Raw genomic sequence first — 24,567 nt, forward strand, 5'->3', positions numbered from 1 at the left:
GGGAACTGATGGGAAGGCGGATCGAGATACAGGTGTTATATCCTAACAACTTGTGGATCTGGGGGGAACTGCTCCCTCTCTGGCAGAAGCAAGTGGAAAAACGTATCTTAATTTCACTGTTTCTGATGTTTCCAGGGTATTAGTTGGAAAAACAGCATCTACTGTCGATGATTTTTCTGCTGCGGGGCAGATTGGGAACAATTAAGTGTTGTTTGTCCAACTGTTGTCCCCAGAGAGGCCACTCGTTGATCAGCAAGTGCTCAAAATCCAACTATATTCCACCATCATAACATCGGCAGACGAGTCAGTTCTCCAACTATCCTTGGGCCATGAGCCTCAGCATCGGCCAGACTAACAGCTGTCCAACTGTAACCCACACCACAGCTTCCCCATATGCCACATCCCCCAACCACACACTCATCAACTTAGCCGGGGACGGGCAGCGGGAGTATATTCACAGATAAGAGGTGCAGATTCATGATTAGAGTATTGATTGTTGACGATGATTCTTTTATCCGCGAGAGCCTGAAGGTATTGATCGGGCTGGATGCCGGTATCGAGGTGGCCGGAACCGCAGGGGATGGCCGGGAGGCCCTCTCCTTGCTGGGGGAGCTGCCCGGCGGAGCGGATGTTGTACTCATGGATATCCGGATGCCGGGATGTGACGGGGTGGAAGGCACACGGATGATTAAAGAAGCCTACCCGGCCGTAGCCGTCCTGATGCTGACCACCTTCGATGATGACGAGTATATCATTGAGGCTCTGCGCGCCGGAGCCAGCGGATATCTGCTCAAGAACATCCCGCCGGACCGGATCATTCAAGGCATCAAGACCGTACATGAGGGCAATATGCTCATTCATCCCGAGATTGCCCGCAAGCTGGCGGGCTTCCTCCAGCCATCCGCGCGTCAGGAAGCTCCCGAGGCTCAGCCGCTTGCTTCCTATGGCCTGACGAGGTCCGAGCAGGCCGTAGTCACCTCCATCGCAGAGGGACTCACCAACAAGGAAATCGCCGCCAAGCTGTTCCTGAGCGAAGGCACCGTCAAAAACTATATCACCGACATCCTCAGCAAGCTCGGCGTACGTGACCGGACACAGATTGCGATTCTGTATCTGAAGAGTACGCAGGGGAACCATTGAGCCACAGACAAGCATATCCAGGATAAGGCACTGAATCCTAACAGGTGATAGACGCTGGTGCCTTATCGCTTTCTGGTGACATACATCCAGCCCATATGCTTTTTTGGCCACACCCTGTAGCCGGTTTTCGCATACCGTTCTGAAGTACTTCTTCCTTTCATGGTGGTGCTCCGCCTATCTCTCGCCAATTCTGAGAATTTCCTCTCACGGATCGCTTGTATGGATCGCATTGTTGCACATTTTGTAAGCGTGTTGATTTCCAAAAAAAAGGGACAAGAAAGGCCGCCATTTCGGGTAATGGTAAGTACGACCAAACCAAACCGAAATGAGGCGACCTCATGAATAATAATACCCCATTCCTGGCCGTGTTCAAACAAGTATTAACTCCGGAAGAAGTCGAAATGGTGACTGGGCAAACCAAGAACTACGAGGATACAGGAATCAAAATGACTGTCGGTGTGTTGTTCGACTACTTTATCCAAGCCTGCTACCACAAATGGGATGGCTTTCGTCAAAGTGCTCGGGTGGGCTCGAACTACGATTTGCCCAAGGTTCATTACTCCACTCTTTCGGGCAAAGCCGGTGAAGTGCCTTACGATATCTTCAAGCGTTTGTTTCAAATGCTCGTCCAGAAATGTAACCGGCAAACCCGGCGGCACTTGAATCTGCCTAAAGATCTTCTGCTTATTGACTCTACGACAGTTACGGCGGCAAACTCCCGTATGTCTTGGGCTCCGTATAAAAAATTCAGAGGAGGTATCAAGCTGCATGTGGCCTTCTCGCATGGACAGCATTCACCCGTGAAGGTGGTCGAATCGATTGCCCGGCGCAATGACGCTCCATTTGGAGAAGTCTTGGCCGATAAGGACTACCTTCTAGTCCAGGATCGGGCATATGGAAAAATCGGTCGATTGGATCAATATGTGCAGCAAGGTCAGTCCTTTGTGATTCGTTTGAAAGACAATCTCCACTTGGTGTTGCCGCGAAAACGTCATCGACCGGCAGAGGGAGACACCAAAATTGTACGCGATATCACCTGTTATATCGGTCAAGGGAAACACCAATCCGCCCAGCGCCACCGCGTCGTTGAATTTGAAAATGACCGGGGCGAAGTCGTACGGGTCGTCACTGATTTGAGAAAAGAGTCCGCTCACGTGATTGCTGAAATTTACAAAGCACGCTGGGAGATTGAAGTCTTTTTCCGCTGGGTGAAACAGCATTTGAATGTCCCTTGTCTGTTTGGAACCACCGAAAATGCAGTGTATAGCCAATTGTTTGTGGCCCTTACCGCGTATGTGCTTCTAAAATACATTTTTGATGAAATTCATCCGAAGGTACCGGTCTTTGCTAAGCTGACTCTATGGGAATTTATGCAGTACTGGCGTATATTTAATCTTCCGCTGGAGTGGCAGGTTCAGCTTAATCAGCTCAGGCGTAAAGAACATTTAGGTGTTTTTGTCATCCCATAATATGGGTAATCAACACGCCTGCACATTTTGCAGGATTCTTCTAAAAATGTTACGGGCTACGGTACATTGTTGCATCATTTGCAGGAATTCTGGTGCTTAGTGTGACTTAGCGTTGGATTTGTTGCATTTCATGCAGGATTTCAGCATACCTCGCTTCTATTAGGTAGTATTCCTGCACTTCTTGCAGAATTTCTCTATAATGGTGCGGGCTGCGGAGCATAGGCTCCCCTCTTCACAGCAGCACCGATTGTGTTCGGTTTACGCATATATGACGTCCACAAGCCCCCATGGTTGCGCATTGTATTCGGTTTTCCGCATACATTTGGCCCAGGTGCCTTCTCGTCAGCGAATGTGTTCGGTTTTTCGAGTTCATTGCCACATTTGGAGCAGCGGCTGCCGATTGTGTTCGGTTTTTCGCATACATTCCAGGTGCCTCACATCACTTCCTTATCAAATATAAAAGGCCCATTCCCCCTGAACTTAGTTCAGAAAGAACGGGCCTCTTTAAGCTTCCGTACCAGCAGCCGCTGGGGGAACCAATTACGTTGATAATCATCCGTCAGACGCCGGCAGATTCCTGCTTGGCCTCTGCCGGCGGCGTCTGTTTGACCTCCGCAGGCGGCGTCTTCTTCGCCCGGCCCAGCCGGTCGCCCTGCACTCCCCGCTGCCGGATGCCTGTCCGCATCCCGATGATGCTGAAGATACTGGACGGCTTGGTCTCTGCGGTGATGCCCCCGTCCGGGTCCGGCACCAGAATGATGCCGAGCTGATGATGGTCCCCCGCATAGATCGCGCGCTGCAGATACTTGCTCTCGCCTTCGCGGTTCTGCACCTCCAGCTTGCAGAACGCGGGGTTCATGCGCAGCGCCTCATGCAGCTGCGCCGCGCTGGTCAACAGGACCCCGTTGACCTTCAGCAAGATCTCGCCGGGCAGGATGCCCAGCTCCTGCGCGGGGCTGCCCTGCAGCACGGCCAGCACCTTGCGGCCGGCCGGGGGATGCACGAAGACGGGGCTAAGGCTGCGCTCCTCCAGAGCGCTGTACCAGCTTAACCCTTCGTGCAGCAGAATAGCCGCGAGCGCCGCGACGACCGTCAGCGGGCTCCATAGGTCCGCAAGCAGGCTGAGGCCGAGCAGGACGGCGCTGTAAATCAGCAGCCGTCCGAACGTCCGGGCCGCCTTGCGTCCGGGCAGCATGCCCTGGGTCATCTCGCTGAAGCCGATGATGACCGGCAGCGAGACCAGGCCGAGGCCCCCGCCCAGCAGCGGATGCCACGGCAGCTCACCGATTCCCGTGCCTGCGGGAATCAGCACGAACAGCGGCAGCGGCCAGAAGGCCTGCAGCTGGTAGCCGCCCACCACCTTGCCGCGCTTGCCGGCAAGGAACAACGGCGTCGCCAGCCGTGGCCCCTGCCAGCGCGCCAGCAGCGCCTCGGCCACGTGAAGCAGCGCGGCCAGCGCCAGCAGCGCCGGGATGTCCATCTCCCGCACGGCACCGGCAACCGTTCCGGCGGCTCCGCTCTGCAGCGTCCCCGGGAAGAACGACAGTACAAACTGCACGATTCCCAGCACGCCTATGGCATACGCAAAGCATAAGTAACGCACCCGAAAGAGCATTAAGATAAGGCTGACTACCCAGATACAGGCAACAGCCATATAGGTCACTGATACTCCCAGTGCAACGGCGGCAAGGGAGACCACCAGTCCCATGAGTCCACCAGTCCACACGGTCCGCCAGGTTTCCGGTCCCCAGCTATGCAGCTTCACATGAATAAGCTTCCGCTCCAGGGCTACCTGTCTGCGGTAATATAGGGCAATAAATAGAATAGCGATATAGTAATAGGGCTGAATCAGCAGATGAAGGACTGCTGTGCCCCAGCTGGTCAGCAGCTCCGGGAGTACATTCAACGGTTCGCACACTCCTTTCCATAGCCTATAGCAAATAGGGATTATCTGCACGCCAGCACAATGTATGCTGTTTTTCACATACATTTGGCCCATACGCCTGCACGCAGCACAATGTATGCTGTTTTTCACATACATTAGGGCCACAATTAAAAACAGAATTAAATGATAATATCCCATTCAAAGAAAAAAAGAAGGCTGAAATCAGCCCTCTTACTTGTTCGACGCCGCAGCCTTGATTTCCTTCTGAATTTCTTCGATCCCCTTATTCCGCTGATTGTCATTCACCGGATCCTGGATGACCTTGATCAGCGCCAGCTCCAGCGCTTCCGCGGTCTTGGCATCAATCGAGCCTGTCGATTTCAGCTTGGCTGCGCTCTGGAATTTCTTGACCGCTTCTTTGGTCCCGGCATCGAAATAGCCGTCCTTACGGCCCGGCTTGTAGCCTAGCCCATCCAGCATCGTCTGTGCACTTTTGACATCTGCATTGTTCATATTATATTGCAGCGTAACGCTCTTGTTAATCGGCGCCACCGAGAAGTAATCCGGCTGGGCTACGGCTATATCCGGCTTAATGCCCTTGCCGTGAATCCAGGTGCCGTCTGGCGTCAGCCACTTGGCAATCGTAATCTTCAGCAGGCTTCCGTCACCGAGCTGCTCCTCGAAGCTGGTCTGCACGGTGCCTTTACCGAACGAATTCTCCCCGATCAGCTTGGCTCCGGCAGATTGCTGCAGGGCTCCGGCCATGATCTCCGAAGCGCTCGCGCTGCCCTTGTTCATCAGCACGACTACCGGATACTTCTTGCTTGATCCCTTCGAGGTGCTGATCTCGCGCCGCTTGTTCTTATCCTCCACCTGTACGATGGCTTTGCCGGAAGGAACGAACTGCTCAACCATCTCAATGACGACCGGCAGCACACCGCCCGGGTCATTGCGGACATCAATAACGAGTCCCTTCATGCCCTGCTTTTCCAGCTTCGTCAGCTCTTCCTTGAACCGCTCCGAGGTGTTCTGTGAGAACTGCGTAACCTCGATCACACCGACATGCTCCTTCTCCATCTTCGCATAGACCGTCTCCAGTCTGACATCATCACGGGTGATGACGAATTGCAGCGGCTCTGCTGTTCCGGTCCGCTGGACCTTCAGGGTCGCCTTGCTGCCCTTGGGACCGCGGATTTTGGCTACAGCCGCATTCAGCTCCAGCCCTTCCAGCGATTCACCGTTCACGGAGAGGATCACATCCTTGGCTTGAATACCGGCCTTCTCTGCCGGTGAGCCCTTGATAGGGGAGACTACAACGACCTTACCGTTGTCGGAGGAGACTTCAGCGCCAATCCCCGAGAAGGAGCCTTCAATGCTCTCCTCGAACCGCTGTGCCGTCTCCTTGCCCATGTAGTTCGAATACGGGTCGCCCAGTGCTTCCATCATTCCGTTGACCGCACCATCAATCAGTTTCTCCCGGTCGACCTTCTCATAATAATTGCTCTCGATCAGGCTAAGAGCGGTACCCAGCTTCTTCGATTCCTTCTCCTGTAGTCCGGCAGTCTGCAGGACCGTTGCCAACCCTTCACCTGCGGCTTGTCCGAATACCTGTACATAACCGGTCACGCCCAGGGTCAGCAAACTGCCGCACAGCAGTGCCGCGACGATCATAAAGGCCGCAGTGCTTTTCTTTAACATGATGTTCCCACCGTCCCTTCTTGTCCATCTTAACACCAGCATGGGCCCGTTCCATGAGAAACGGCATCTCTTCCAGTATATGCCGCAGCATGAAAATATATTTATCAGTTCAACCAAACTTATAATTCATCCGCTCAGTCCACTTACAGATAAGGTATAGGATTGACCGGTTTCCCGTTGATCCGCACTTCAAAATGCAGATGCGGGCCGGTGGAACGTCCCGTTGAACCGGATTCGGCGATCGTCTGTCCGCGCTCCACCCGTTGTCCCTGGCTCACCTTGATGCCGCCCTCGCGGATGTGTCCGTACAGCGTCCATACCCCGCCGCCATGATCAATAATGACACAATAACCATAACCGCTATACCACTCCGCTAACACAACCGTACCGGAATCCGCCGCATGGATACTCGTACCCTGCGGCACGGCAAAGTCTATACCGGTATGCAGCTTGCCGACTTCATGCGTCACCGGATGGGTCCGGTAGCCAAAAGGAGAAGAGATCCGCGCGTAGCCCACCGGCCGCAGGTAAGGACCGTCTCCGCCCGAATAATCTTCTGCGCTCGCAACGGAGGAGCTGTCGCCGCCGGAAGACTTGGAGGCCTTCGCCTTCTCCGCCGCCTTGGCTGCGGCTACTGCCGCCCGGCGCTGCGCCTCAGCCTTCGCGGCTGCCGCTCTGCGCGCTGCTTCCTCCGCCTTAATCTTGTCCTTCTGCGCTTCCAGCGCAGAGCGGCTGCTGGCCAGCTCTACCAGCTTGGCATCCTGCTCAGCAGAGATGACCTCCGAATTCTCAATCTCCTCATCATAATAAGCGATGAGCTCCTGCTTCTCCGCTTCCTTCTCCTTTAGCATACTGCGCTGGGCTTCCAGATCGGTATACAGTTGCTTCGCCGTGGCATATTGCCCTTCCAGCTCCTGCTTCTTGGCAATTACCGTCTGCTTGTCCAGCTTATGCTGCACCAGCAGATCCTGATCCTGATCCACGATCATCTTCAGGGAATCGGCCCGGTCCAGGAAGTCGGAGAAGCTGGTCGAGGACAGCAGTACATCCAGATAGGAGACTGCGCCATCCGTGTACATAAGACGGACACGGGATTCCAGCAGTTTTTCGCGGGAGGCCACGCGCGCCTCAGCATCATCCAGCTCCGTTGCCGTCACGGTAAGCGACTTCTCCGTGCTGGCAATTTTGCCGGATATCGTGGTCATCTCACCCTTCACCTGGGCAATCTGCCCAAGCACATAGTCGAGATTCAGCGTGGTCTTATTCTTATAGTGCTTAGCCTCCTGATTACGGGAGTCCGCCTTCTCCTGCGCCGCCTTGGCCGCCTGGACCTCCTGCTGCAGCTGCTTCAGCTGCTTATCAATTTCGGCAACGCTTGTTTTCTTCGCATACCCGTCAGAGGGCCCGAACATTGTGACAGCCAGCAATATTACGGCCATTCCGGCAGCAATTCTTTTCAACTTGCACTCTCCGTCCTTTGTTCAAATATGTGAATCATACAGGCTATACCTTCAAGAACTTGCGGATCGACACCGTGCTGCCCCATACGCCAATCAGCACCCCGAGGCCCACCAGCAGCCCGCATAGCAGCAACCAGATATCCTCAAACGGAATCAGTTGCAGTCCCAGCATCGGATCTCCCTTCACGGAAGCCACCAGACTGCTGTAACCGGCGTAGAGCGCACCCGAGGTTACCACTGAACCGATCAATCCGATCAGAGCGCCTTCGATGAAGAAGGGCCAGCGGATGAAATAATTTGTCGCGCCTACGAGCTTCATAATGCCGATTTCCTTGCGGCGGGCGAGGATCGTTACCCGGATAGTATTCGAGATCAGGAACATCGACATCAGCGCCAGTCCTGCTACAAAAATAAACCCGATATTCCGCACCGCCTTGGTCACCTTGAATAAAGTCTCCACAGAGCCTTTACCGTAGTTCACCTTATAGATCGGCTGCTCTTCATGCGTCTTGTTCAATGCTTCTATCTTCTCCGCTACAAACGGAACCGTGGTCGGCTCAATCACTTCAACCAGCAGCTTGTCCGGCAGCGGATTATTGTCTTCATCGAAGCCTTCCAGGAGCTCGGCGGCATCCGGCCCCATATCTTCACGGAATTCCTTCAAGCCCTGTTCTTTGGAGACGAACTCCACCTTGCTGACTTCCGGCATATTGCCGATTTCGTTTTCCAGCTTCTCCCGCATCTTCTGGTCCGTATTCAGCGTCAGATGCACATTGATCTGCACCTGGCTGTCTGCTTTGTCCGCAATTTGATTGACGTTGAGCACCAGCAGGATGAACACTCCGAGTACGAAGAGAGAGACAACGATGGAAGTGATGGACGCCACCGACATCCAGCCGTTGCGGAATACGTTTTTGAAGCCTTCCCGCAAATGCCGCAAGAAGGTTTTAAAACTCATAACCGTATTCCCCTCTCAATTGGTCTCTGACGATCGTTCCATTCTCAATCGCTAGCACCCGTTTGCGCATTTTGTTCACAATATCCCGGTTGTGGGTCGCCATAACGATCGTGGTACCGCGAAAATTAATCTCATCCAGCAGCTGCATAATGCCCCACGAGGTCTCCGGGTCCAAATTACCGGTAGGCTCGTCCGCAATAATAACGGAAGGGTTGTTGACGATGGCTCTGGCAATCGCGATACGCTGCTGCTCCCCCCCTGAGAGCTGTGAGGGCTCACGCCCCGCCTTGCTGCGCAGTCCCACCAGATCGAGCACTTCATTCACACGCTTCTTGATAATCTTCTTCGGCGCCTCAATAACATCCATCGCAAAAGCCACATTCTCATAAGCCGTCATCTTCGGCAGCAGCCGGAAATCCTGAAAGACCACACCGATATTGCGGCGCACATAAGGGATCTTACGGGGCTTCAGCTTGCCGATATTGAACCCGCCTACAGAGATCTGTCCTTTGGTCGGCGTTTCTTCTCTATAAATTAATTTCATGAACGTTGATTTCCCTGCGCCGGACGGTCCGACAATGTAGACGAACTCATTGCGGTCAATTTTAACCGATATTCCCTGCAATGCATGGGTCCCGTTAGCATAGGTCTTCCATACATCCTGCATCTCAATCATTTTCTCACTTCCCGATTCTGACATCTTCCGCCGGGCCACCGGGCCGGGGGAGCTTCCATAAACTGCATGATTATCGCAGGCGTATCTATTGTAACAAATCCATAACCCCTTGAGTACCCGAAAGTTTTACCGAATCCTTACATATACATAAAAACATCAGGTTTCGCCCCCATAGAAGGAGAGATTATTTATGAAAAAAATACACGCCGCTCTCATCGCGGGTTTCGGTCTGATGCTGGCCGGTTCGCTGGCTGCCGGAGGACTTCATCTATACGGGACCCAACCTACCCTACCTGCAAACACCGTTATCGCTGGCTGGGAGGTTGGCGGAATGAACATCGCTGACGTAGCGGCCGGAATGGATTCAAGACTTCAGGCGCTGGAAGCCACTCCACTCATGCTGAAGGCAAAAAATAATGCCGGACTCCAGGTTACCCTTAAGCAGGCAGGTGTGACCTATGAGGCCGGGGACTTCCTCCAGGCGCTGAAGACGCTGTCGGACGGCACGCTGATGGAGCGGGTACAAGCCCGGCGCAGCTGGTCCGGCAGCTGGAATATGGAGATTCAGCTGCAGACTGCGCAGCTCAGAAGTCTTTTGAATCCCGAATGGGAAAAAGCCTCCTTCGGCGTTCCGGTCGATGCGGTCCGGCGGATCACCGGAGATGACCGGGTCGTCTATACGCCGGGCACCTCCTCCTACGAGGTGGACTGGCAGGCGCTGGAGCTTGCGATGCAGGCGGCGGTGCCCACCCGGTTGGCCGCTGACGGCACACTTCAGGATCAGCAGATTCAGCTGGAGGTTCCCCTTGCCGTCAAGCAGCCGAAGATCACGCTACAGGCGCTCAAGGATCAGGGCATCGATCGCAAAATCGTCCAGTTCAGCACCTCCCTCGGGGCCAGCGGCCCCGGGCGCAGCTTCAATGTGGAGGCGGCCGCCAAAGCTGTAAACGGCACGGTGCTGCCGCCGAATGCGGTTTTTGATTACGGAAAAGCAATCCAGAAGGCCCAGACCGAATACGGCTTCCGCGAAGCCCCGGTCATCGTGAACGGCAAGCTCCAGCCCGGCACGGGCGGGGGGATCTGCCAGGTCTCCAGCACCCTGTATAATGCCGCGCTCCGCTCCGGGCTGGAGATCGTAGAACGGCGCAACCACTCGCTTCCGGTCAGCTATCTGCCCAAGGGGCAGGACGCCACTTTTGCCGAGGGGTATATTAATTTCCGCTTCCGCAACAACACCGGCAAATATCTGATCATCAAATCCGAAGTCCAGGGGCGCACGCTGACCATCAAGCTGTTCGGCACGTTCCCGAAGAACGTCACCTATTCCGTTGAATCCAGAACCGTCGAGGTGCTGCCCCCCACGGATAAATATGTGAGCGATGCCTCGCTCCCCAAGGGCGGAACCCGGGTACTGCTTGCCGGCAAAACCGGCTATGTAGTTGAAACTTACATTACCCGCCACGTAGATGGTAAAGCCGTAGAAAGAAACCTGCTCTCCCGCGACACCTATTACGCCCAGAAACGTGTTATCGCCATCAACCGCGGCGGGATGAGCAAATCCGATCAGCCCGAATCCCCGCGCAGACAGCTAGTCGAGGATGGTGTGAAGGTGCGTTAACTTCCATTTTCCTCAAAATGTATAGCAAGCAGAAACGGCTGTGCCCTCCTTATGATAAGGTCGGCACAGCCGTTCTTTTATGAAGCTCTGGATGGAGCCTGAAGCCTCTGCTGCTTAGAAAAGGGTATCCGGCGACATGTCAATTCTCCAATAGCCGTTAACCTTCTTCAGCTTCACAGTTACTACCTCGGAAGACCCGTTCGCTCCTTCCGCAGGTACAGTCAGCTCGAACACTGCCGCCTGCGCAGTCTTGGAGACCATCCGTGCAGTCGCTCTGGTGAAGTCCAGCGAGTTGCCCAGATCGGAATTGACCTGCGCCATTCGGCCCTCATGCTCCAGGAACTGTGTCTGTGCGTAGAAGGCGGCCGCATTATGCGTGAACCCCTTCTTGATATAGCTCATCAGCTGCTGCTTCGAGCCCAGATCACTGGACAGATAGCGGTACTCCTGTGCTTTATAAGTGAACCGCTCCGGGCTGAATACATTGCCTCCCCGGCTGGCATACGTATATAGCTTCTTGGCATGAACCACCAGCGGAACAACACTCCGTTCAGTGAGATTGTTAATGGTCGCCGGCCCTTCCTTGCCTGGTGCAGACGCCGCAACCGTTCTTACGCCCTCAATGCTTGCCACCGGTGAATCCGCAAGCGCTCCGCCCCCTGCAGAGACAAGACCCAGTGATAATGCCAGTGACCCGATCATCCATTTTTTGTTCTTCATTTCGAACGCCTCCTCGTATTCCTGTATGGTAGCCTAAAGCGTACTTCAGACTAAGCTGCTGCGATAAGTACTGTATAACATTACAATAGCCCGTAAGCTGTAATACCCAAACCACCCGGGGGTATAAACGGGTAATGGGGGAAATGCGTAAAAAAACTCCGTCCCGTGTAAATGGGGGCAGAGTTGGGGGAGCGTGATGGGCATAGGGTACAGCTTAATTACCAGACTTAGGTACTGTAGCTTCAAAGTATGCGGTAAAGGACACATTTGCCGTTAGGATACTGCCCGGTTTCCCCGGGGCCGGGAATTCATAAGGCTTCTGGAAGGAGAAGGAGTCTACAGCAAGGATTCGCGGCAGGTCATGAAGCTGCTTCAACCAGTCCTTAATCTCTGCATAACTCCCTTGTACAATAGCAGCCATTTTGATCTCTCTCAAGCTGCCCGCTTCCTCGGGGCTGATCCCGGTCCAGGGGCTAATTTCATTAGATTCTGTCAGCGAGAATCCGATATCCTTCAGTCTGGCATGTGAGCTGGTTCCAATCCGTTGTAAGGCCAGGATTAGTGCTTCGCTGTCATCTCCTTGCGGAATTCCTGCCAGTAGAGTATCCTCACTAGAATTTGTTCCCTGCTGCTCACTCTTAAGCTCGTTAATCTTATTTGTAAGAATTCCCTTCTCCTGCTCCAGCAATGAGAACTCATTATCTTGCATAGCAATATCGTTATTCACCGGGCGTATGGCGAACATATAGAAGCCAAACAAAATCAGGAACAGGACCAACAATGTCAGCACAATGGCTGAACGGTATTTATTAATTTGTTCCACTGCTGTCCTCCCCTCCTTCTGCCGGACTTTGGGCCTGTACACTTTGCTCCACTACAGGTGCCATGTTCACCCTGAAGACTGCGGTATATTTAGCAACAGAGTTACCGGAATTCTCAGTGCCTTCTGTCAGCTTTTGAATGGAAGCCCCCTTGGAGAAAGACATCTGACGTAATGCAGTTAAGTAGACTGTACTATGCTCCATTGCCGTGAAATTCACTGACAGGATAATCTCGCTATGATATGAATATTTAATATCTCTGATGACTCCGCCATAAGGAAGACTTGCCTCTAATTCATCCAGAACAGCAGCAGCATCTGCACGGCTGGCAGACATGGCTTCAATGATAACCGCACGGTCAAGCCCACCGCCTGATGAGTTACGGCCATTAAGTCCAGCTAACTCTGTCTGGAGCAAGGCGTTCTGATCCTGATAAGCTAATATCTGTTCGCCCCGCTCTGCATATTGTCCTTGAATAGATGCGTACAATATGCCCGAACCGACCACACCCAGAATCCATATTGCGGCTAAAGAGATAGCGATATACGGAAATACAATCGTCTCACGGTCTTCGCGGGGCAACAGGTTAATGTTCCGTATCTTGCTGTCACGAAGAGCAGCTCCGGCAGCGGTCCTGTAATCATTAAGACTGCTGTCCGGCTTCGCGCCTTGTGAGAATTGATTAACCGCAATCGGGGCAATAGCCATCTCAGGAAGCGCGGCTTGAAGTTCCTCCTGTAACTGTACACGCATCTCTGGAGATCCAGTAATTAAGATCTCTGAGATTCGCGTCGAGCCGTCATGCAGACTGTATTGATAGAAGCTGAGCATTCGGGAAATCTCCGCTGTAATTTCGACAACCTGTTCCGTAGAGAGGTGTTCATGTGACGCAGCTGCAACCTCTGCTTCGGCAAGGAAAGGCATGTTCTCTTGCAGATTCAATGGCTTCTCAAGCGATAGATCAATCAGATCGATGGTTCTCATGAATACAGGATGACCGCTACGGAACATATAGATATCCAGTAAAGACTGTTCCAGGTGGATCAGCATCGTTTCACTGAACTCATGCCCATACCCCGCTACAATACTTCGGGCAAGGGCAGTGGCTGTTACTTCTACCGTCCTCACCCGCAACCCGGCATCCTCCAGAACGTCCACATAATCCTGAACTACCTTACGCGGTGCGGCAAAAATGATCAACTGGCTTTGGCTCTCATCCTGCTCGGTAATTACATAATCATACACCGGGTTCTCGAACGGCAGATGCAGCCCGGTTTCAACCTCCAGCTTCACGAGCTGTTCGATCTGCTTCTCACTCGTACTCGGAATCATCATCTTGCGGACAATCATTTGCGATGGAGGAATCGAGACATCAACAGCGCTGCCGCGCATCCCCTTTTGTTTGACCCATTGCTTCAACCGGTCCAGCAGAGCTTCCCTATCCGCAATCTGATTCTCTACAATCATTCCTGGAAGCAGGGGGATGAACCGCTTTTTATGAATCTGCTTGTTGGCTTTGAAACTTATGTAGCGGATTCCAGTCTGCTCAATGGAGATCCCTGCTGCTCTGTGCCTTAATCCAATCATGCTATATAGTTCCTCCTAACGAATGAGCGCAAGATAACCGCTGATAAGATGTGAGCCGTACGCGAAGGCAAGCAGCGCCCCTGCTCCCAGCCACGGGCCAAAGGGAATATGCTGCTTGCGCTGGATTCTGCCGGTAAACAGCAATGTGCCTCCAACCACAGTTCCTAACATACAAGCAAGCAGAAAGGCCAGGATCGTATTAGGGAACCCCAGCACCAGACCGAGTAATGCCATCAGCTTTGCATCCCCCATCCCCATGCCGCCGAACAAGACTAACAGCAGCAGAATACCTCCGCCTGCGGCTGCTCCCAGCAGATGAGAGACTAGCGGACCCTCGGGAAAGAACAGCACTGCGGTAGCGAGTATCGGGAGAAAAGACAGCAACACCTTGTCAGGAATTAACATAAACTTAAAATCAGACACCGTTACAATAACAGCTAGACTTACCAATAAGTATCCAACAATTCCCTTGCCCGTCAGACCGAATTGGAGGTGAATCCATAGAAACAGCAAGCCTGTCGTCACCTCACCAAGCATATATAACGGCGAGATCCTGATCCCGCAGTAACGGCATCTCCCTCTGTTCAGCACATAACTTAGTACAGGTATCAGATCCCTTGATCTTAGCTGTGTGTTGCAGCTTGGACAGTGTGAGGGCGGCCGCAGAAGCGATTCACCTGCAGGTATACGCAAGGCTACTACATTATAAAAAGAGCCCAGAATCAGGCCGATCAGCGTGATGTAACTGGCTACAATAATCGTCATGGTTCAACGTTCCTGTCTGGCGAATTTTAAAAAAGGAATCGGGAATTCCGATTCCTTGGGCTGTACAAGAGTTTGGTTAAGTACTTATCTATTTGCAGTTGGAGTAGCACTCATTACTTCAGCTGCTAAAAATTCAGGAGGATCCGTTGCACCAGTATCTAATACAACCTTAATAAAAGTACCAGTCGCATCAAATTGGACTGTTCCACCTACAATCTCTAATTTAGTACTTGGCAAATAAATTGGACTTTCAAGAAATCCCGTTTTTTGGAGTGAATCTGCAACGCTTTTGGGGCCAATTGTGATGTTTAATGCTGTAGGGTTACCTGAAGCATCAGTACCTGTGAATTTCCCTGCTTTTTCAGAAGTAATATATAATCTAGCAGCATCGTATATTTGTCTAGCTGTTGCAACATCTGCGTTACTTTTAGATTTGCCTATAACGTTGCTAATCAATGGAACCGCTATAACTGCAATAATACCAATAATCACGATGACAGCCAGCAACTCTATCAGTGTAAACCCTTTTTCCTCTTTTACCGCCTTACCTAATCTCTTTCTCAGTGCCTGTGCCAACATATTAATTCCCCCTCGATAGTGGTGTAATCCTTGAACAGAACCGATCTCTGCTATTTGACCGGCGTCACCCCTCTCAAATCATTTCAATTAAATATTGCTATAGATACTGAACATAGGAAGCATAATTGAAGCTACTATAATTCCTACTACACCTGCCAAAAAGGCAATAAGTATTGGCTCCAGCAGCGATTTCAGCCGGTCCACTGTATTCTCTACATCCATCTCGTAGAAGTCAGCTACCTTAGCAAGCATCTGATCCAGTGCCCCCGTCTCTTCACCAATCGCAATCATCTGTGTAACGAGCGGTGGAAAAACCCAAGCCTTCTTCAGCGGGTCCGATAACGGCTTCCCTTGACGAAGAGAATCACTGGCCTTGCGGATGTATCCGCCAATCACTTTATTCCCAGCAACTTCTTCAACAATCGACAAGGATTGAAGAATAGGCACCGAACTGGCATATAGGGATGAGAAGGTGCGTGTGAATTGCGCAATGGAGCCTTTTTGATTCAGCTTGCCGAATACCGGAATCTTGAGCTTGGCATAATCAAGCGCATAGGCTCCGCTTTCCGTACGTTTGACTACCTGATAGACAGTAATGAGCAGTACTATAGCAAGCAGCCAAATATACCACTGACCTTGAATACTTGTACTAAGTGCCAATACCATTTTGGTAATCGCAGGCAGCTCGGCATTCATTGATTCAAACATGCTGACGAATTGAGGTACGATCGCCCAGAGTAGGTACACCACTGCCGCAATAGCCATAATCCCAACGGTAATAGGATAGGTAAGTGCTGATTTGATCTTCTCAGTGGTTGTATGCTGCTTTTCGAAATAGACAGCCAACCGTTCCAGCGTCCCTTCCAGATCACCGGTCTCCTCACCTGCACGAATCATGCTGACAAAGAGCGGCGGAAAGATCTTCTTGTGATCCTGAATCGCCTGTGAGAATGCAGTTCCTCTTAACAGGCTGGAGTTCACATCCATCAAAGCTTTACGTAAAGGCTTACTCTCTGTCTGTTCAGCCAATATTCGTGTAGCATCCACAATAGAAACACCTGCACGCATCAGTGTCGCGAACTGGCGGCAATAGATAATGAAATGAATGGTCTTGACCGGATTACCTATGTATATTTCCATAGACAGAATAGTGGTTTTGCGTTCTACGAGCGAGAATACGGTCAGACCGCGCTTACGAAGCTCCTCCATCGCTATGGACTTGTCTGTTGCGGTGAGCTTCCCCTTAAGTTGCTTGCCCGCATGCGTTTTCACCTGATATTCAAACTGCGGCATCAGCTGCCCACCTCCGTTAGATAGGCTTTAGCAGCTTCCGGATGAATAAGTCCATACTGCAATTGTTCACGAATATTCATCTCAAGCGTATGCATACCGAGTGCCCGCCCGGTTTGCATTACATTTTTGAGCTGGTGTGTCTTGTCAGTACGAATCAAGTTCGCTACAGCTGGCGTATTAATCAACAACTCCGTTGCACTCAGCCTCCCCCGGCCACCCGCCCTAGGGAAAAGACGCTGTGAGAGAACCGCCAGCAGCACTGAAGCTAATTGGGAACGAATCTGACCTTGCTGGTGGCCTGGAAAAGTATCGATAATCCGGTCAACCGTCTGCGGGGCATCCGTAGTATGCAGTGTAGCCATCACCAGATGGCCGGTCTCCGCAGCCGTAACTGCTGCCGACATCGTCTCCAGATCACGCATCTCGCCCACCAGAATTACATCAGGGTCCTGACGCAGCGCAGCCCTTAATCCACTGGCGAAGCTGCCGGTATCATTTCCCACCTCACGCTGGTCAATTAAGCATGTGCCATGAGAATGTATAAATTCGATTGGGTCCTCAAGCGTCACAATATGCTTACGCTCTGTCCTGTTGATATAATTCAACATGGCGGCAAGTGTAGAGGACTTCCCGCTGCCGGTTGGCCCTGTTACTAATATCAGCCCCTGAGGCTTCACAGCAAGACTGGAAAGTACAGATGGCAATGATAATTGTTCAAGCGTCGGGATCTCTACTGGAATTGCCCGCGCAGCTATGCTGACTTCCCCTCTTTGCTTATAGACGTTAACCCGATATCGCACCCCATTGTCCAAAGGATACGAGAAATCCATTTCCCCAATGCTATGGAAGATTTCACTTTTATCGCTACCGAGTAATGCTTCCGCCATACTTACAGATTCTTCAGGAGCAATATTCTCCCCCTCCAATGAATGCAGCGTTCCGTCTATCCGGATTACTGGCGGTGAACCTACGGATATATGCAGATCTGAGGCTTTGGAGGTATAGGCCATATGCAAAAGTTGAACAATATCACGTTTGAACAATGGCAATCTTACTCCCTCCCTTCTAATGCGAAACGGTCTCACGCATGACTTCCTGTAAGGTTGTAATTCCTTTGGCTACTTTGATGAACCCGTCCTCTACTAACTGGATCATGCCCTGCTCTTTACCAGCTGCCCGCAGCTCCTCTATGGATGCAGAATCTGTGATAAGCTGCCGCAGATGATCATTGATGGTAAGTACCTCATGAATGGCAATCCGTCCCCGGTATCCTGTATTGTTGCAGTTACCGCAGCCTCTGCCCCGATAAATGACCTCAGCAGGCAGGCCATAGCGCCTAAGCATGATTGACTCCTGCTCTGTCGGCTTCTGTTCCTCTTTGCAATCCGGACAGATTTTGCGTACCAGCCGCTGAGCGACTACCCCCAGCAGCGAGGAAGCAATCAAGTAGGGCTCAACGCCCATGTCACGCAATCTGGAAATTGTACTGATAGCATCATTGGTATGTAATGTGGACAATACAAGATGTCCTGTAAGTGAAGCACGTACAGCAATCTCTGCAGTTTCAGTGTCCCGAATCTCTCCTACCATTACAATATTCGGGTCCTGACGAAGAATCGAGCGTAAGCCTGCGGCAAAGGTTAAGCCAATCGCCGGATTCACATGCACCTGATTCACACCTTCCAGCTGATATTCCACCGGATCTTCAATCGTAATAATATTCGCATTCTCGGTATTCAATTGGCTCAGGGCGGAATATAAGGTGGTAGATTTCCCGCTGCCGGTTGGACCGGTAATCAGGAGAATACCGTAAGGCTTGCTGATCATATCTCTGAAGGCATCTGCGTTAAGGTCACTGAAGCCCAGTGTATCTACAGACTTAACTCCAGTACTTAGGTCCAAGAGACGCAGTACAATCTTCTCACCATGCATGGTGGGCAGTGAAGATACACGTATATCTACCATCTTGTAGTCAAATTGCATTTTAATCCGGCCATCCTGGGGCAAGCGCCGTTCTGCTATATTCAATCGGGCCATGATCTTCAGTCTAGCGGTGATGAAGCCTTGCATTTGCTTGGGAATGATCCGCTCTGTCCGTAAAGTCCCGTCAATCCGGTAACGGATGGAGAGATTATTCTCACCAGGGTCCACATGAATATCTGAAGCCCGCAATGACACTGCCTGCTGAATCATCTGGTTGACCAGCCGCACAATCGGTGAATCCTCATCCGTAATCTCTGTTTCTTCTATCTCTTCCTGGGTTGGAAGCTCGACCATCATCTGACTCATCGAATCCCGCATTCCGTAGTGACGGGCTATTGCTCTAGTCAGCTCATCACGGCTGGAGATTGCCGGCTCAATCCGGAATCCTGTACTCATGCGCAAATCTTCAATAGCGAAGTAGTCCAAGGGATCTGCCATTGCCACCATCAGCTTGCTGCCTTCCTTCATGAATGGGAGCACTTGGTAGCGTTTGGCCATACTCTCGGGGATGATCTGCGTGATTGCCGGGTCAATCTGATATTTAAACAGGCTTACGTGGGGGATACCTAACTGGAACTCAAGTACCTCTATGAGCTGTTGCTCTGTAATATAGCCTTGAGTTATTAGCAGATCCCCCAGCTTTCGTTTGGTTTTGCGTTGCTCCACCAGTGCTTCTTCAAGCTGTTCTTGAGAGATAATACCGTTTTCTACGAGTAAATCTCCCAGCCTCTTCTTCATGATAGCCATATCTGTTTCACTCCAGAGCACTATATTTTCCAAGCAGTTATACGCTAATCATTTGGAAATCAGCAGTACATTGAAATCATAGTTTTCATAAAATATTTTAAATTTTATAGTTAATTAGTCTCAATTTTATAGGTTTTTATGCATATCTTTTAATTGCCTATCTACTAAATATGTCCTAGAATGTATATAGCATAGAATGGATAATTTTACAATGGAAACCGCCTAAACTACAACCCTCATACGGCAAAATAGAAGTTTATATGACAAATTTTGTGTTATTAATAATTATTGGGGAGAGATCGCGATGGAGGTCTTGAAAAGAAAAAGACTGCTGCTTATGCTTAGCCTTCCGTTGACCTTAATCTTGTTTGCTGTCATCTGGAGTATGGTATCAAGGATTGATGCTGATCAGAACAGTTATCCGGTTCGCCTGCTTGAAGTCACGGAAGATGGCTCAAGCCAGTTAACCTCCCTTAAGACCGAATTTCCAGATTTCACAGTCGTTACCATGAGCATGAAACGTTTTGTCGCTTTACGCGATGATCTGGATGGGCAGTATGACGGCATATTTATAGGTAAAGGTACCTATAGTCCAGTAACCCTGGGAAACCTTAAGGATAAAGATGTCTCTGTACGCTCTGCGGCTATGAACACCTCGTTAATTCAGAATGATATTACGCGTCTTCGTGTAGATGATATCAATAAGCTCTTTATTATGAAGGGCTTGTATGTGATTTTTCATGAACAGACTTTCTTAGATCAAGAGAAGGCTGAGGCCAGAAAAGGAATCCTCTACGAAGCATTTAATCCCTTACGCAGAACCTCGGCTTCGAAGAGTAACGTTCTCTTTCTGAACGATTCCGGACTTAATGATTTCTTCAAGGGACTGAAGGCTGACAGCTCCAAGCTGAAACAACGCCCCCAACTGCAAATCACGAACAGTGACGAGATCAGCAATTATGTTCCGGCTTCCACAGGAGGCAAGATCTATGCTCCCGGTGACAAACTGAAGTTCAATTTCAATGTCAGCAATACGCCTGATCTTGCGAATCATCCTTTGACCGCCAAGCTGTACATTAATCTTGATAAGTCTATTGCCATGAGCGAGCAGCAGGTTGTCACATCTGTCAAAGTGAATAAAGCAAATGGTACGCTGGAGTATATTCTTCCACGGACATTCTCAGGGCTGTTGTACTGGAAGCTTGAGATTAGTGACCCTACCAGCTTTTCACAGTTAAAGAGCTATGAACGCGGAAGCATCCGTTACCGGAATGAAAAGACCGTTATAAGAGTCCTGCAGATTACACCTCCAGGATCCAGTACATCTCCAATTCATGAGAGCAGTCTAAAAAAATCAATTAACATGAATCAGGGATTTTTAAGCAATGAGGATTACAAGCTGGATATTACTGTCATGAATATAGATGAATTCAATTATTATATTGAAAGCACCTTAGCAAATACACATGAATATGGCCTTAATGGCGTCTATGACATGCTACTGTTCGGATTCCGGGATGAATACTACTCGAAGACAATAATGAAGCCATTGTCTATCACAGCAGTAAAGGAATTCATTAACGAATCCAAGCAGAGCGCAATGTTCACACATGATACAGTCATCAACCTCTACGGAAGCAACACTTGGGTCAATAATTTCAAAGAAATCACAGGCCAGAAAGATCCTGTTGTTAACCTTGGTCATAATGCACTTAACCCCTCTAAAAAAGTAACGCCGGTTAATGACGGATTGCTTATGCAGTACCCTTTTTATCTCAGTCAACAGACTAGTAGCGGTACCCAGAACAGTATAGGTGAACCCAAAGTGGCCAAGACCCACAATCAGTACTTCACGCTGGATCTGGAAGACCGGACAGTTATACCCTGGTACAACATCATCAGCGAATCGGGAGACGCAAACAAACGGACTCCTGATGACAGCTGGAACCATTACTACACCTATTCCAAAGGAAACGTAACCTATTCAGGAACCGGCCATCTGTTTGGCTCTAATCTTTCAAGCAGCGAGTCTGTGTTCCCGGAGTGGGAACAGAAGCTTTTTGTTAACACGATGTACAGAGCATTTATGGGTGCTAACCACGCTCCCAGCATCACTGCATATTCACCTATTGAAGGAGCCGTCATTCCATCCTATCAAGATAAGCTGACTGTAAGCTATTTGGTAGCCGATCTGGATTTGAAGGACCGTACTCTGACCACTAATCTGAAGTTCATCGTGAACGGAACAGAATTGACCAGCCCGGACTACATGATCCACAACCGGCGTGTAGGATCTGAAGAGACTATTACACAGACCTTCAAGAACCCGCTTAGCGAAAGTGGCAATATTGAAATCATGATCACAGCACAAGATGACCAGGGCGCTTCCGCTTCACCGGTCATCATCCCATTGACCGTCTCAAAGGTGGAATCCACTTTATCTATAGGCCGAAGCCAGTCCGCCACCAAAATAGGCCGTGACAAGCGGGTAACGATCGATTACAGCATTGCACCAAAAACCTTAAGGCTAGAGGATGTTCAACCTCAGTATCAGGGGAAAAATAACCTGTTAATTTCCGGCCTGCACTATGAGGAAAAATTCGCTCCAAATCTTGAATTTGAGGGTGAAGCCTTGCCGCAAGGATTCACCAAGACCGGAAGTCTCAGTGAAGGTTACACTATAAAAGGAACTTTTGAGAATATCACTTTTCAGTTAACTACAATTGATGGTAAGCAGTACTATAAGCCGGTTAATCCTAACAGTACGTCAGACCCGCTTATATATAAATTCACTCTGAGCTTCAAACCTAAGGCAGCAGTGAAATATATACTGGATAACTCCAGCATTACGTACGATGATATCCATGCTCCCGCAGAATCTGTACCTACGGCAGCACCTACAGCGGCGCCTACTGTTGCAGCAACACCGATTCCGACACCGACACCTACGCCAACACCGGTTCCGACTGTAGCTCCTCCGGTGTTCCCGGGTTCTACAGCACCTATTTCGGCTCTGGGGGTTGCTAAGGATTATACTGTCTTTATGTTGAAAGACATCCGCTATGATAATAATAGTTTTCAGAATAAAGGCCGAACTGCTGCAGGAAGAAACGTAAAAGCACAATCTTTTACCTTGGGTGATACACTTACTGATGCTGTTTTGGTTGTAGGCAATGACTTGTACTGGGGCTCATGGGGAGGGAAAATTTCCGGCAAAGGATATTATGGAAATAACATTGAAATGCATGCCTATTTATCGCAAGAAGAGCGAGCAAACATTACGAAGGGTTCTCCACTAGATTTTACAACGATTGGCTCTCAACTCATTGGCCGATCTGCATACATGGGAAGTCTAACAGGCAAGGAGATCAAAGTTTCTGAGGATAGCGATCTTGTAGTTTCGGGAGAAGATAAAAAATTAAACATTTTCAACGTAAAACCAAGCAATCTAAATAATATTAATTTACGCAGCCTCAAAATTAATGCACCAGCAGATTCAACAGTCTTGATTAATATTGCAGGAGAATCAATCAAGTTTATAAATGGGAGCGTATCTGTTAATGGAGTAAGCAGCAACCATATTATCCTCAATTTCTATCAAGCCAAATCCTTGACAGTCGAGAGTTATGGTGAAATTAATCAGTCTATTCTTGCCCCATTAGCTAATATCAATCTCACAGGGAGCTTTAATGGAAATATTATCGGTGAGTCTCTATTAACTATAGGATCTAGCGGAATCGCGATAGGTTATCAACCCTTTGAGGGCTCGTTGCCTGAAATGCCTGCCGCAACCACTGCACCAACCGCAGTCCCTACAGCGACTCCTACCCCAGTAGCTACAGCAACAGCTACACCAGTGCCTACTGCTAGTGCCTCACCAACTGTGATGCCGACAGCTACGCCAGTTCCAACAACTGTGACTATGAAGTTTTTAGCTGTTAATCTGGAAGTAATTATTGAGATTACTTCAATTGCTGTTCACGATGAGAACATACTGGTTGATCAAGAGCTATCGCTCCCGTCCATAACTACAATTCTGCCAGATGATGTAGATGCGAAGGACCGCACGCTTCTATGGACCATCGTCAGCGGCAAAGACTTCATTAAATTCACAAGCGATGGTATCATCCAAGGAATTGCGCCCGGTGAAGCAGAGATTCAAGCCTCTGCTCAAGATGGAAGCAAGGTTGTCAGCAATATAGCCAGGATTACTGTGACAGCACCTATTCCGCCTGAGCCGATACGCACCATTGAGCTTACCGGAGATATTTCAGGAACTGCCAATACCCCAATTAATTTGAATGCTGTATACACCAGTAATCCAGTTGAGACGGATATAAACTATAAGTGGACAGCCACAGATGGGAATGGCACCAACGTTAATCAATACCTGACAACAAGTGGTCCAACTTCACCTACGGGAACCTTTAATGCACCGCAGAGTGGGATCTATACTATCACGGTAACTGCATACAGCAACAGCAATAAGGCTGGCTCCCCAGCCACCAAGATCATTACCATCACCAATCCTTTAAGGGACTTTACTATTGATAGTGCTGATAGTGTTTTTGTCGGCAAATTCATTGAGATGAGTGTAAAGGACTTCGCTCCTAATAACGCAGATGATGCTTTAGATATCCATTGGAGCTTAGTTGGAGATGGTGCTCAATATGCAAGCTTAACTAAAGCCCCAGACGATACGAATGATACTAAGTATATTTTCACTGGCATCAAGGCAAAGGATACTGTCACTGTTTCAGTCACGGCAGGAGGCATTACTAGGACTAAGAGAATTAAGATCGAACCTTTGGTTCTTACGGATATCCAGTTTACCGGGACTATAGTGGAGATGAACGTTGGCGACTCCAGACCTCTGGACCAACTTCTCTGGTTCTCGCCAAGAGAGATTACTTTGAATGATGTTCGGGATCAATTGGATTGGACAAGTACTTTCTCAGGAATTGCCTCCTTCCAAACTCCTGTTACTGCAGACAACCGGGGGATAATCCATGCACACAAAAGCGGAAGTACGCTGGTAACTGTACAGTATGTTAACAACCCTCTAATTAAGACAACCATACTCGTCAAAGTATATCCTCTCGATACGGATGACCGTTACTAAGGAAAACTAGATGACAATATTAAAAGGAGCCTTTAAGCGCAGTAGA

The 24,567-nt window shown here is 50.0% G+C and carries 17 protein-coding genes; 4 read left to right on the forward strand and 13 right to left on the reverse strand.

Features of this window, described 5'->3' with window-relative positions:
* Positions 1-477 precede the first annotated feature (477 nt).
* A complete protein-coding gene (locus NST69_RS28420; protein ID WP_339311822.1) occupies positions 478-1,140 on the forward strand; it encodes a response regulator transcription factor in 663 nt (220 codons plus the stop codon).
* 338 nt (positions 1,141-1,478) lie between these two features.
* The gene (locus NST69_RS28425) at positions 1,479-2,609 is read left to right on the forward strand and encodes an IS4 family transposase (protein ID WP_342547723.1); all 1,131 of its coding nucleotides are present in this window, start codon (positions 1,479-1,481) and stop codon (positions 2,607-2,609) included.
* 559 nt (positions 2,610-3,168) lie between these two features.
* Here the strand turns inward: NST69_RS28425 and NST69_RS28430 are convergent.
* The 5 genes from NST69_RS28430 to ftsE form a co-directional block, all read right to left on the reverse strand.
* Positions 3,169-4,515, reverse strand: coding sequence for a PDZ domain-containing protein (locus tag NST69_RS28430; RefSeq protein ID WP_342547724.1), 1,347 nt, complete (start codon positions 4,513-4,515; stop codon positions 3,169-3,171).
* 210 nt (positions 4,516-4,725) lie between these two features.
* Positions 4,726-6,192, reverse strand: a complete 1,467-nt coding sequence (locus NST69_RS28435; protein WP_036721180.1) for a S41 family peptidase — start codon at positions 6,190-6,192, stop codon at positions 4,726-4,728.
* 143 nt (positions 6,193-6,335) lie between these two features.
* Positions 6,336-7,652: a peptidoglycan DD-metalloendopeptidase family protein gene (locus tag NST69_RS28440; RefSeq protein WP_342547725.1), complete on the reverse strand. Its 1,317-nt coding sequence runs from the start codon at positions 7,650-7,652 to the stop codon at positions 6,336-6,338.
* 43 nt (positions 7,653-7,695) lie between these two features.
* Positions 7,696-8,610 (reverse strand): permease-like cell division protein FtsX, encoded by a 915-nt coding sequence (ftsX, locus tag NST69_RS28445; protein WP_036721183.1) that lies wholly within the window; start codon positions 8,608-8,610, stop codon positions 7,696-7,698.
* On the reverse strand, positions 8,600-9,286 hold the full coding sequence (gene ftsE, locus NST69_RS28450) for a cell division ATP-binding protein FtsE (protein WP_036721184.1): 687 nt from the start codon (positions 9,284-9,286) through the stop codon (positions 8,600-8,602). The genes ftsX and ftsE overlap by 11 nt, the downstream gene beginning before the upstream one ends.
* A gap of 190 nt (positions 9,287-9,476) precedes the next feature.
* Here ftsE and NST69_RS28455 point away from each other — a divergent pair, with 190 nt between their 5' ends.
* Complete coding sequence (locus NST69_RS28455) at positions 9,477-10,904, forward strand: VanW family protein (protein ID WP_342547726.1); 1,428 nt, start codon at positions 9,477-9,479, stop codon at positions 10,902-10,904.
* A gap of 114 nt (positions 10,905-11,018) precedes the next feature.
* Here the strand turns inward: NST69_RS28455 and NST69_RS28460 are convergent, their stop codons facing one another.
* The 8 genes from NST69_RS28460 to NST69_RS28495 all read right to left on the reverse strand — a co-directional run bounded on the left by NST69_RS28460 (position 11,019) and on the right by NST69_RS28495 (position 19,399).
* Positions 11,019-11,624: a DL-endopeptidase inhibitor IseA family protein gene (locus NST69_RS28460; protein WP_342547728.1), complete on the reverse strand. Its 606-nt coding sequence runs from the start codon at positions 11,622-11,624 to the stop codon at positions 11,019-11,021.
* A 214-nt stretch (positions 11,625-11,838) separates the two neighbouring features.
* The gene (gene pilO, locus NST69_RS28465) at positions 11,839-12,447 is read right to left on the reverse strand and encodes a type 4a pilus biogenesis protein PilO (protein ID WP_342547729.1); all 609 of its coding nucleotides are present in this window, start codon (positions 12,445-12,447) and stop codon (positions 11,839-11,841) included.
* Complete coding sequence (pilM, locus tag NST69_RS28470) at positions 12,434-14,032, reverse strand: pilus assembly protein PilM (protein ID WP_342547730.1); 1,599 nt, start codon at positions 14,030-14,032, stop codon at positions 12,434-12,436. Before pilM ends, pilO begins: the two co-directional genes overlap by 14 nt.
* Before the next feature lie 15 nt (positions 14,033-14,047).
* Positions 14,048-14,797, reverse strand: a complete 750-nt coding sequence (locus NST69_RS28475) for a prepilin peptidase (RefSeq protein WP_342547731.1) — start codon at positions 14,795-14,797, stop codon at positions 14,048-14,050.
* 84 nt (positions 14,798-14,881) lie between these two features.
* The gene (locus NST69_RS28480) at positions 14,882-15,376 is read right to left on the reverse strand and encodes a prepilin-type N-terminal cleavage/methylation domain-containing protein (protein WP_342547732.1); all 495 of its coding nucleotides are present in this window, start codon (positions 15,374-15,376) and stop codon (positions 14,882-14,884) included.
* An 87-nt stretch (positions 15,377-15,463) separates the two neighbouring features.
* A complete protein-coding gene (locus tag NST69_RS28485) occupies positions 15,464-16,669 on the reverse strand; it encodes a type II secretion system F family protein (RefSeq protein WP_342547733.1) in 1,206 nt (401 codons plus the stop codon).
* On the reverse strand, positions 16,669-17,712 hold the full coding sequence (locus NST69_RS28490; RefSeq protein ID WP_342550231.1) for a type IV pilus twitching motility protein PilT: 1,044 nt from the start codon (positions 17,710-17,712) through the stop codon (positions 16,669-16,671). The genes NST69_RS28485 and NST69_RS28490 overlap by 1 nt, the downstream gene beginning before the upstream one ends.
* A 22-nt stretch (positions 17,713-17,734) precedes the next feature.
* The gene (locus NST69_RS28495) at positions 17,735-19,399 is read right to left on the reverse strand and encodes an ATPase, T2SS/T4P/T4SS family (protein ID WP_342547734.1); all 1,665 of its coding nucleotides are present in this window, start codon (positions 19,397-19,399) and stop codon (positions 17,735-17,737) included.
* Between the two features lie 304 nt (positions 19,400-19,703).
* Between NST69_RS28495 and NST69_RS28500 the strand changes: the two genes are divergently transcribed.
* Positions 19,704-24,521 carry a DUF5057 domain-containing protein gene (locus NST69_RS28500; protein WP_342547735.1) on the forward strand — a complete coding sequence of 1,606 codons (4,818 nt, stop codon included), beginning with the start codon at positions 19,704-19,706 and terminating at the stop codon, positions 24,519-24,521.
* Positions 24,522-24,567 lie beyond the last annotated feature (46 nt).

The sequence above is a fragment of the Paenibacillus sp. FSL P2-0089 genome, from assembly GCF_038595095.1.
Lineage (GTDB): Bacteria > Bacillota > Bacilli > Paenibacillales > Paenibacillaceae > Paenibacillus_AQ > Paenibacillus_AQ silagei.

Bases quoted from the DNA above. Each gene is read 5' to 3' on its own strand.
- NST69_RS28420 (WP_339311822.1), top strand. From the start codon at position 478: ATGATTAGAGTATTGATTGTTGACGATGATTCTTTTATCCGCGAGAGC.
- NST69_RS28425 (WP_342547723.1), top strand. From the start codon at position 1,479: ATGAATAATAATACCCCATTCCTGGCCGTGTTCAAACAAGTATTAACT.
- NST69_RS28435 (WP_036721180.1), bottom strand. From the start codon at position 6,192: ATGTTAAAGAAAAGCACTGCGGCCTTTATGATCGTCGCGGCACTGCTG.
- ftsX (WP_036721183.1), bottom strand. From the start codon at position 8,610: ATGAGTTTTAAAACCTTCTTGCGGCATTTGCGGGAAGGCTTCAAAAAC.
- ftsE (WP_036721184.1), bottom strand. From the start codon at position 9,286: ATGATTGAGATGCAGGATGTATGGAAGACCTATGCTAACGGGACCCAT.
- NST69_RS28455 (WP_342547726.1), top strand. From the start codon at position 9,477: ATGAAAAAAATACACGCCGCTCTCATCGCGGGTTTCGGTCTGATGCTG.
- NST69_RS28460 (WP_342547728.1), bottom strand. From the start codon at position 11,624: ATGAAGAACAAAAAATGGATGATCGGGTCACTGGCATTATCACTGGGT.
- pilM (WP_342547730.1), bottom strand. From the start codon at position 14,032: ATGATTGGATTAAGGCACAGAGCAGCAGGGATCTCCATTGAGCAGACT.
- NST69_RS28475 (WP_342547731.1), bottom strand. From the start codon at position 14,797: ATGACGATTATTGTAGCCAGTTACATCACGCTGATCGGCCTGATTCTG.
- NST69_RS28480 (WP_342547732.1), bottom strand. From the start codon at position 15,376: ATGTTGGCACAGGCACTGAGAAAGAGATTAGGTAAGGCGGTAAAAGAG.
- NST69_RS28485 (WP_342547733.1), bottom strand. From the start codon at position 16,669: ATGCCGCAGTTTGAATATCAGGTGAAAACGCATGCGGGCAAGCAACTT.
- NST69_RS28495 (WP_342547734.1), bottom strand. From the start codon at position 19,399: ATGGCTATCATGAAGAAGAGGCTGGGAGATTTACTCGTAGAAAACGGT.
- NST69_RS28500 (WP_342547735.1), top strand. From the start codon at position 19,704: ATGGAGGTCTTGAAAAGAAAAAGACTGCTGCTTATGCTTAGCCTTCCG.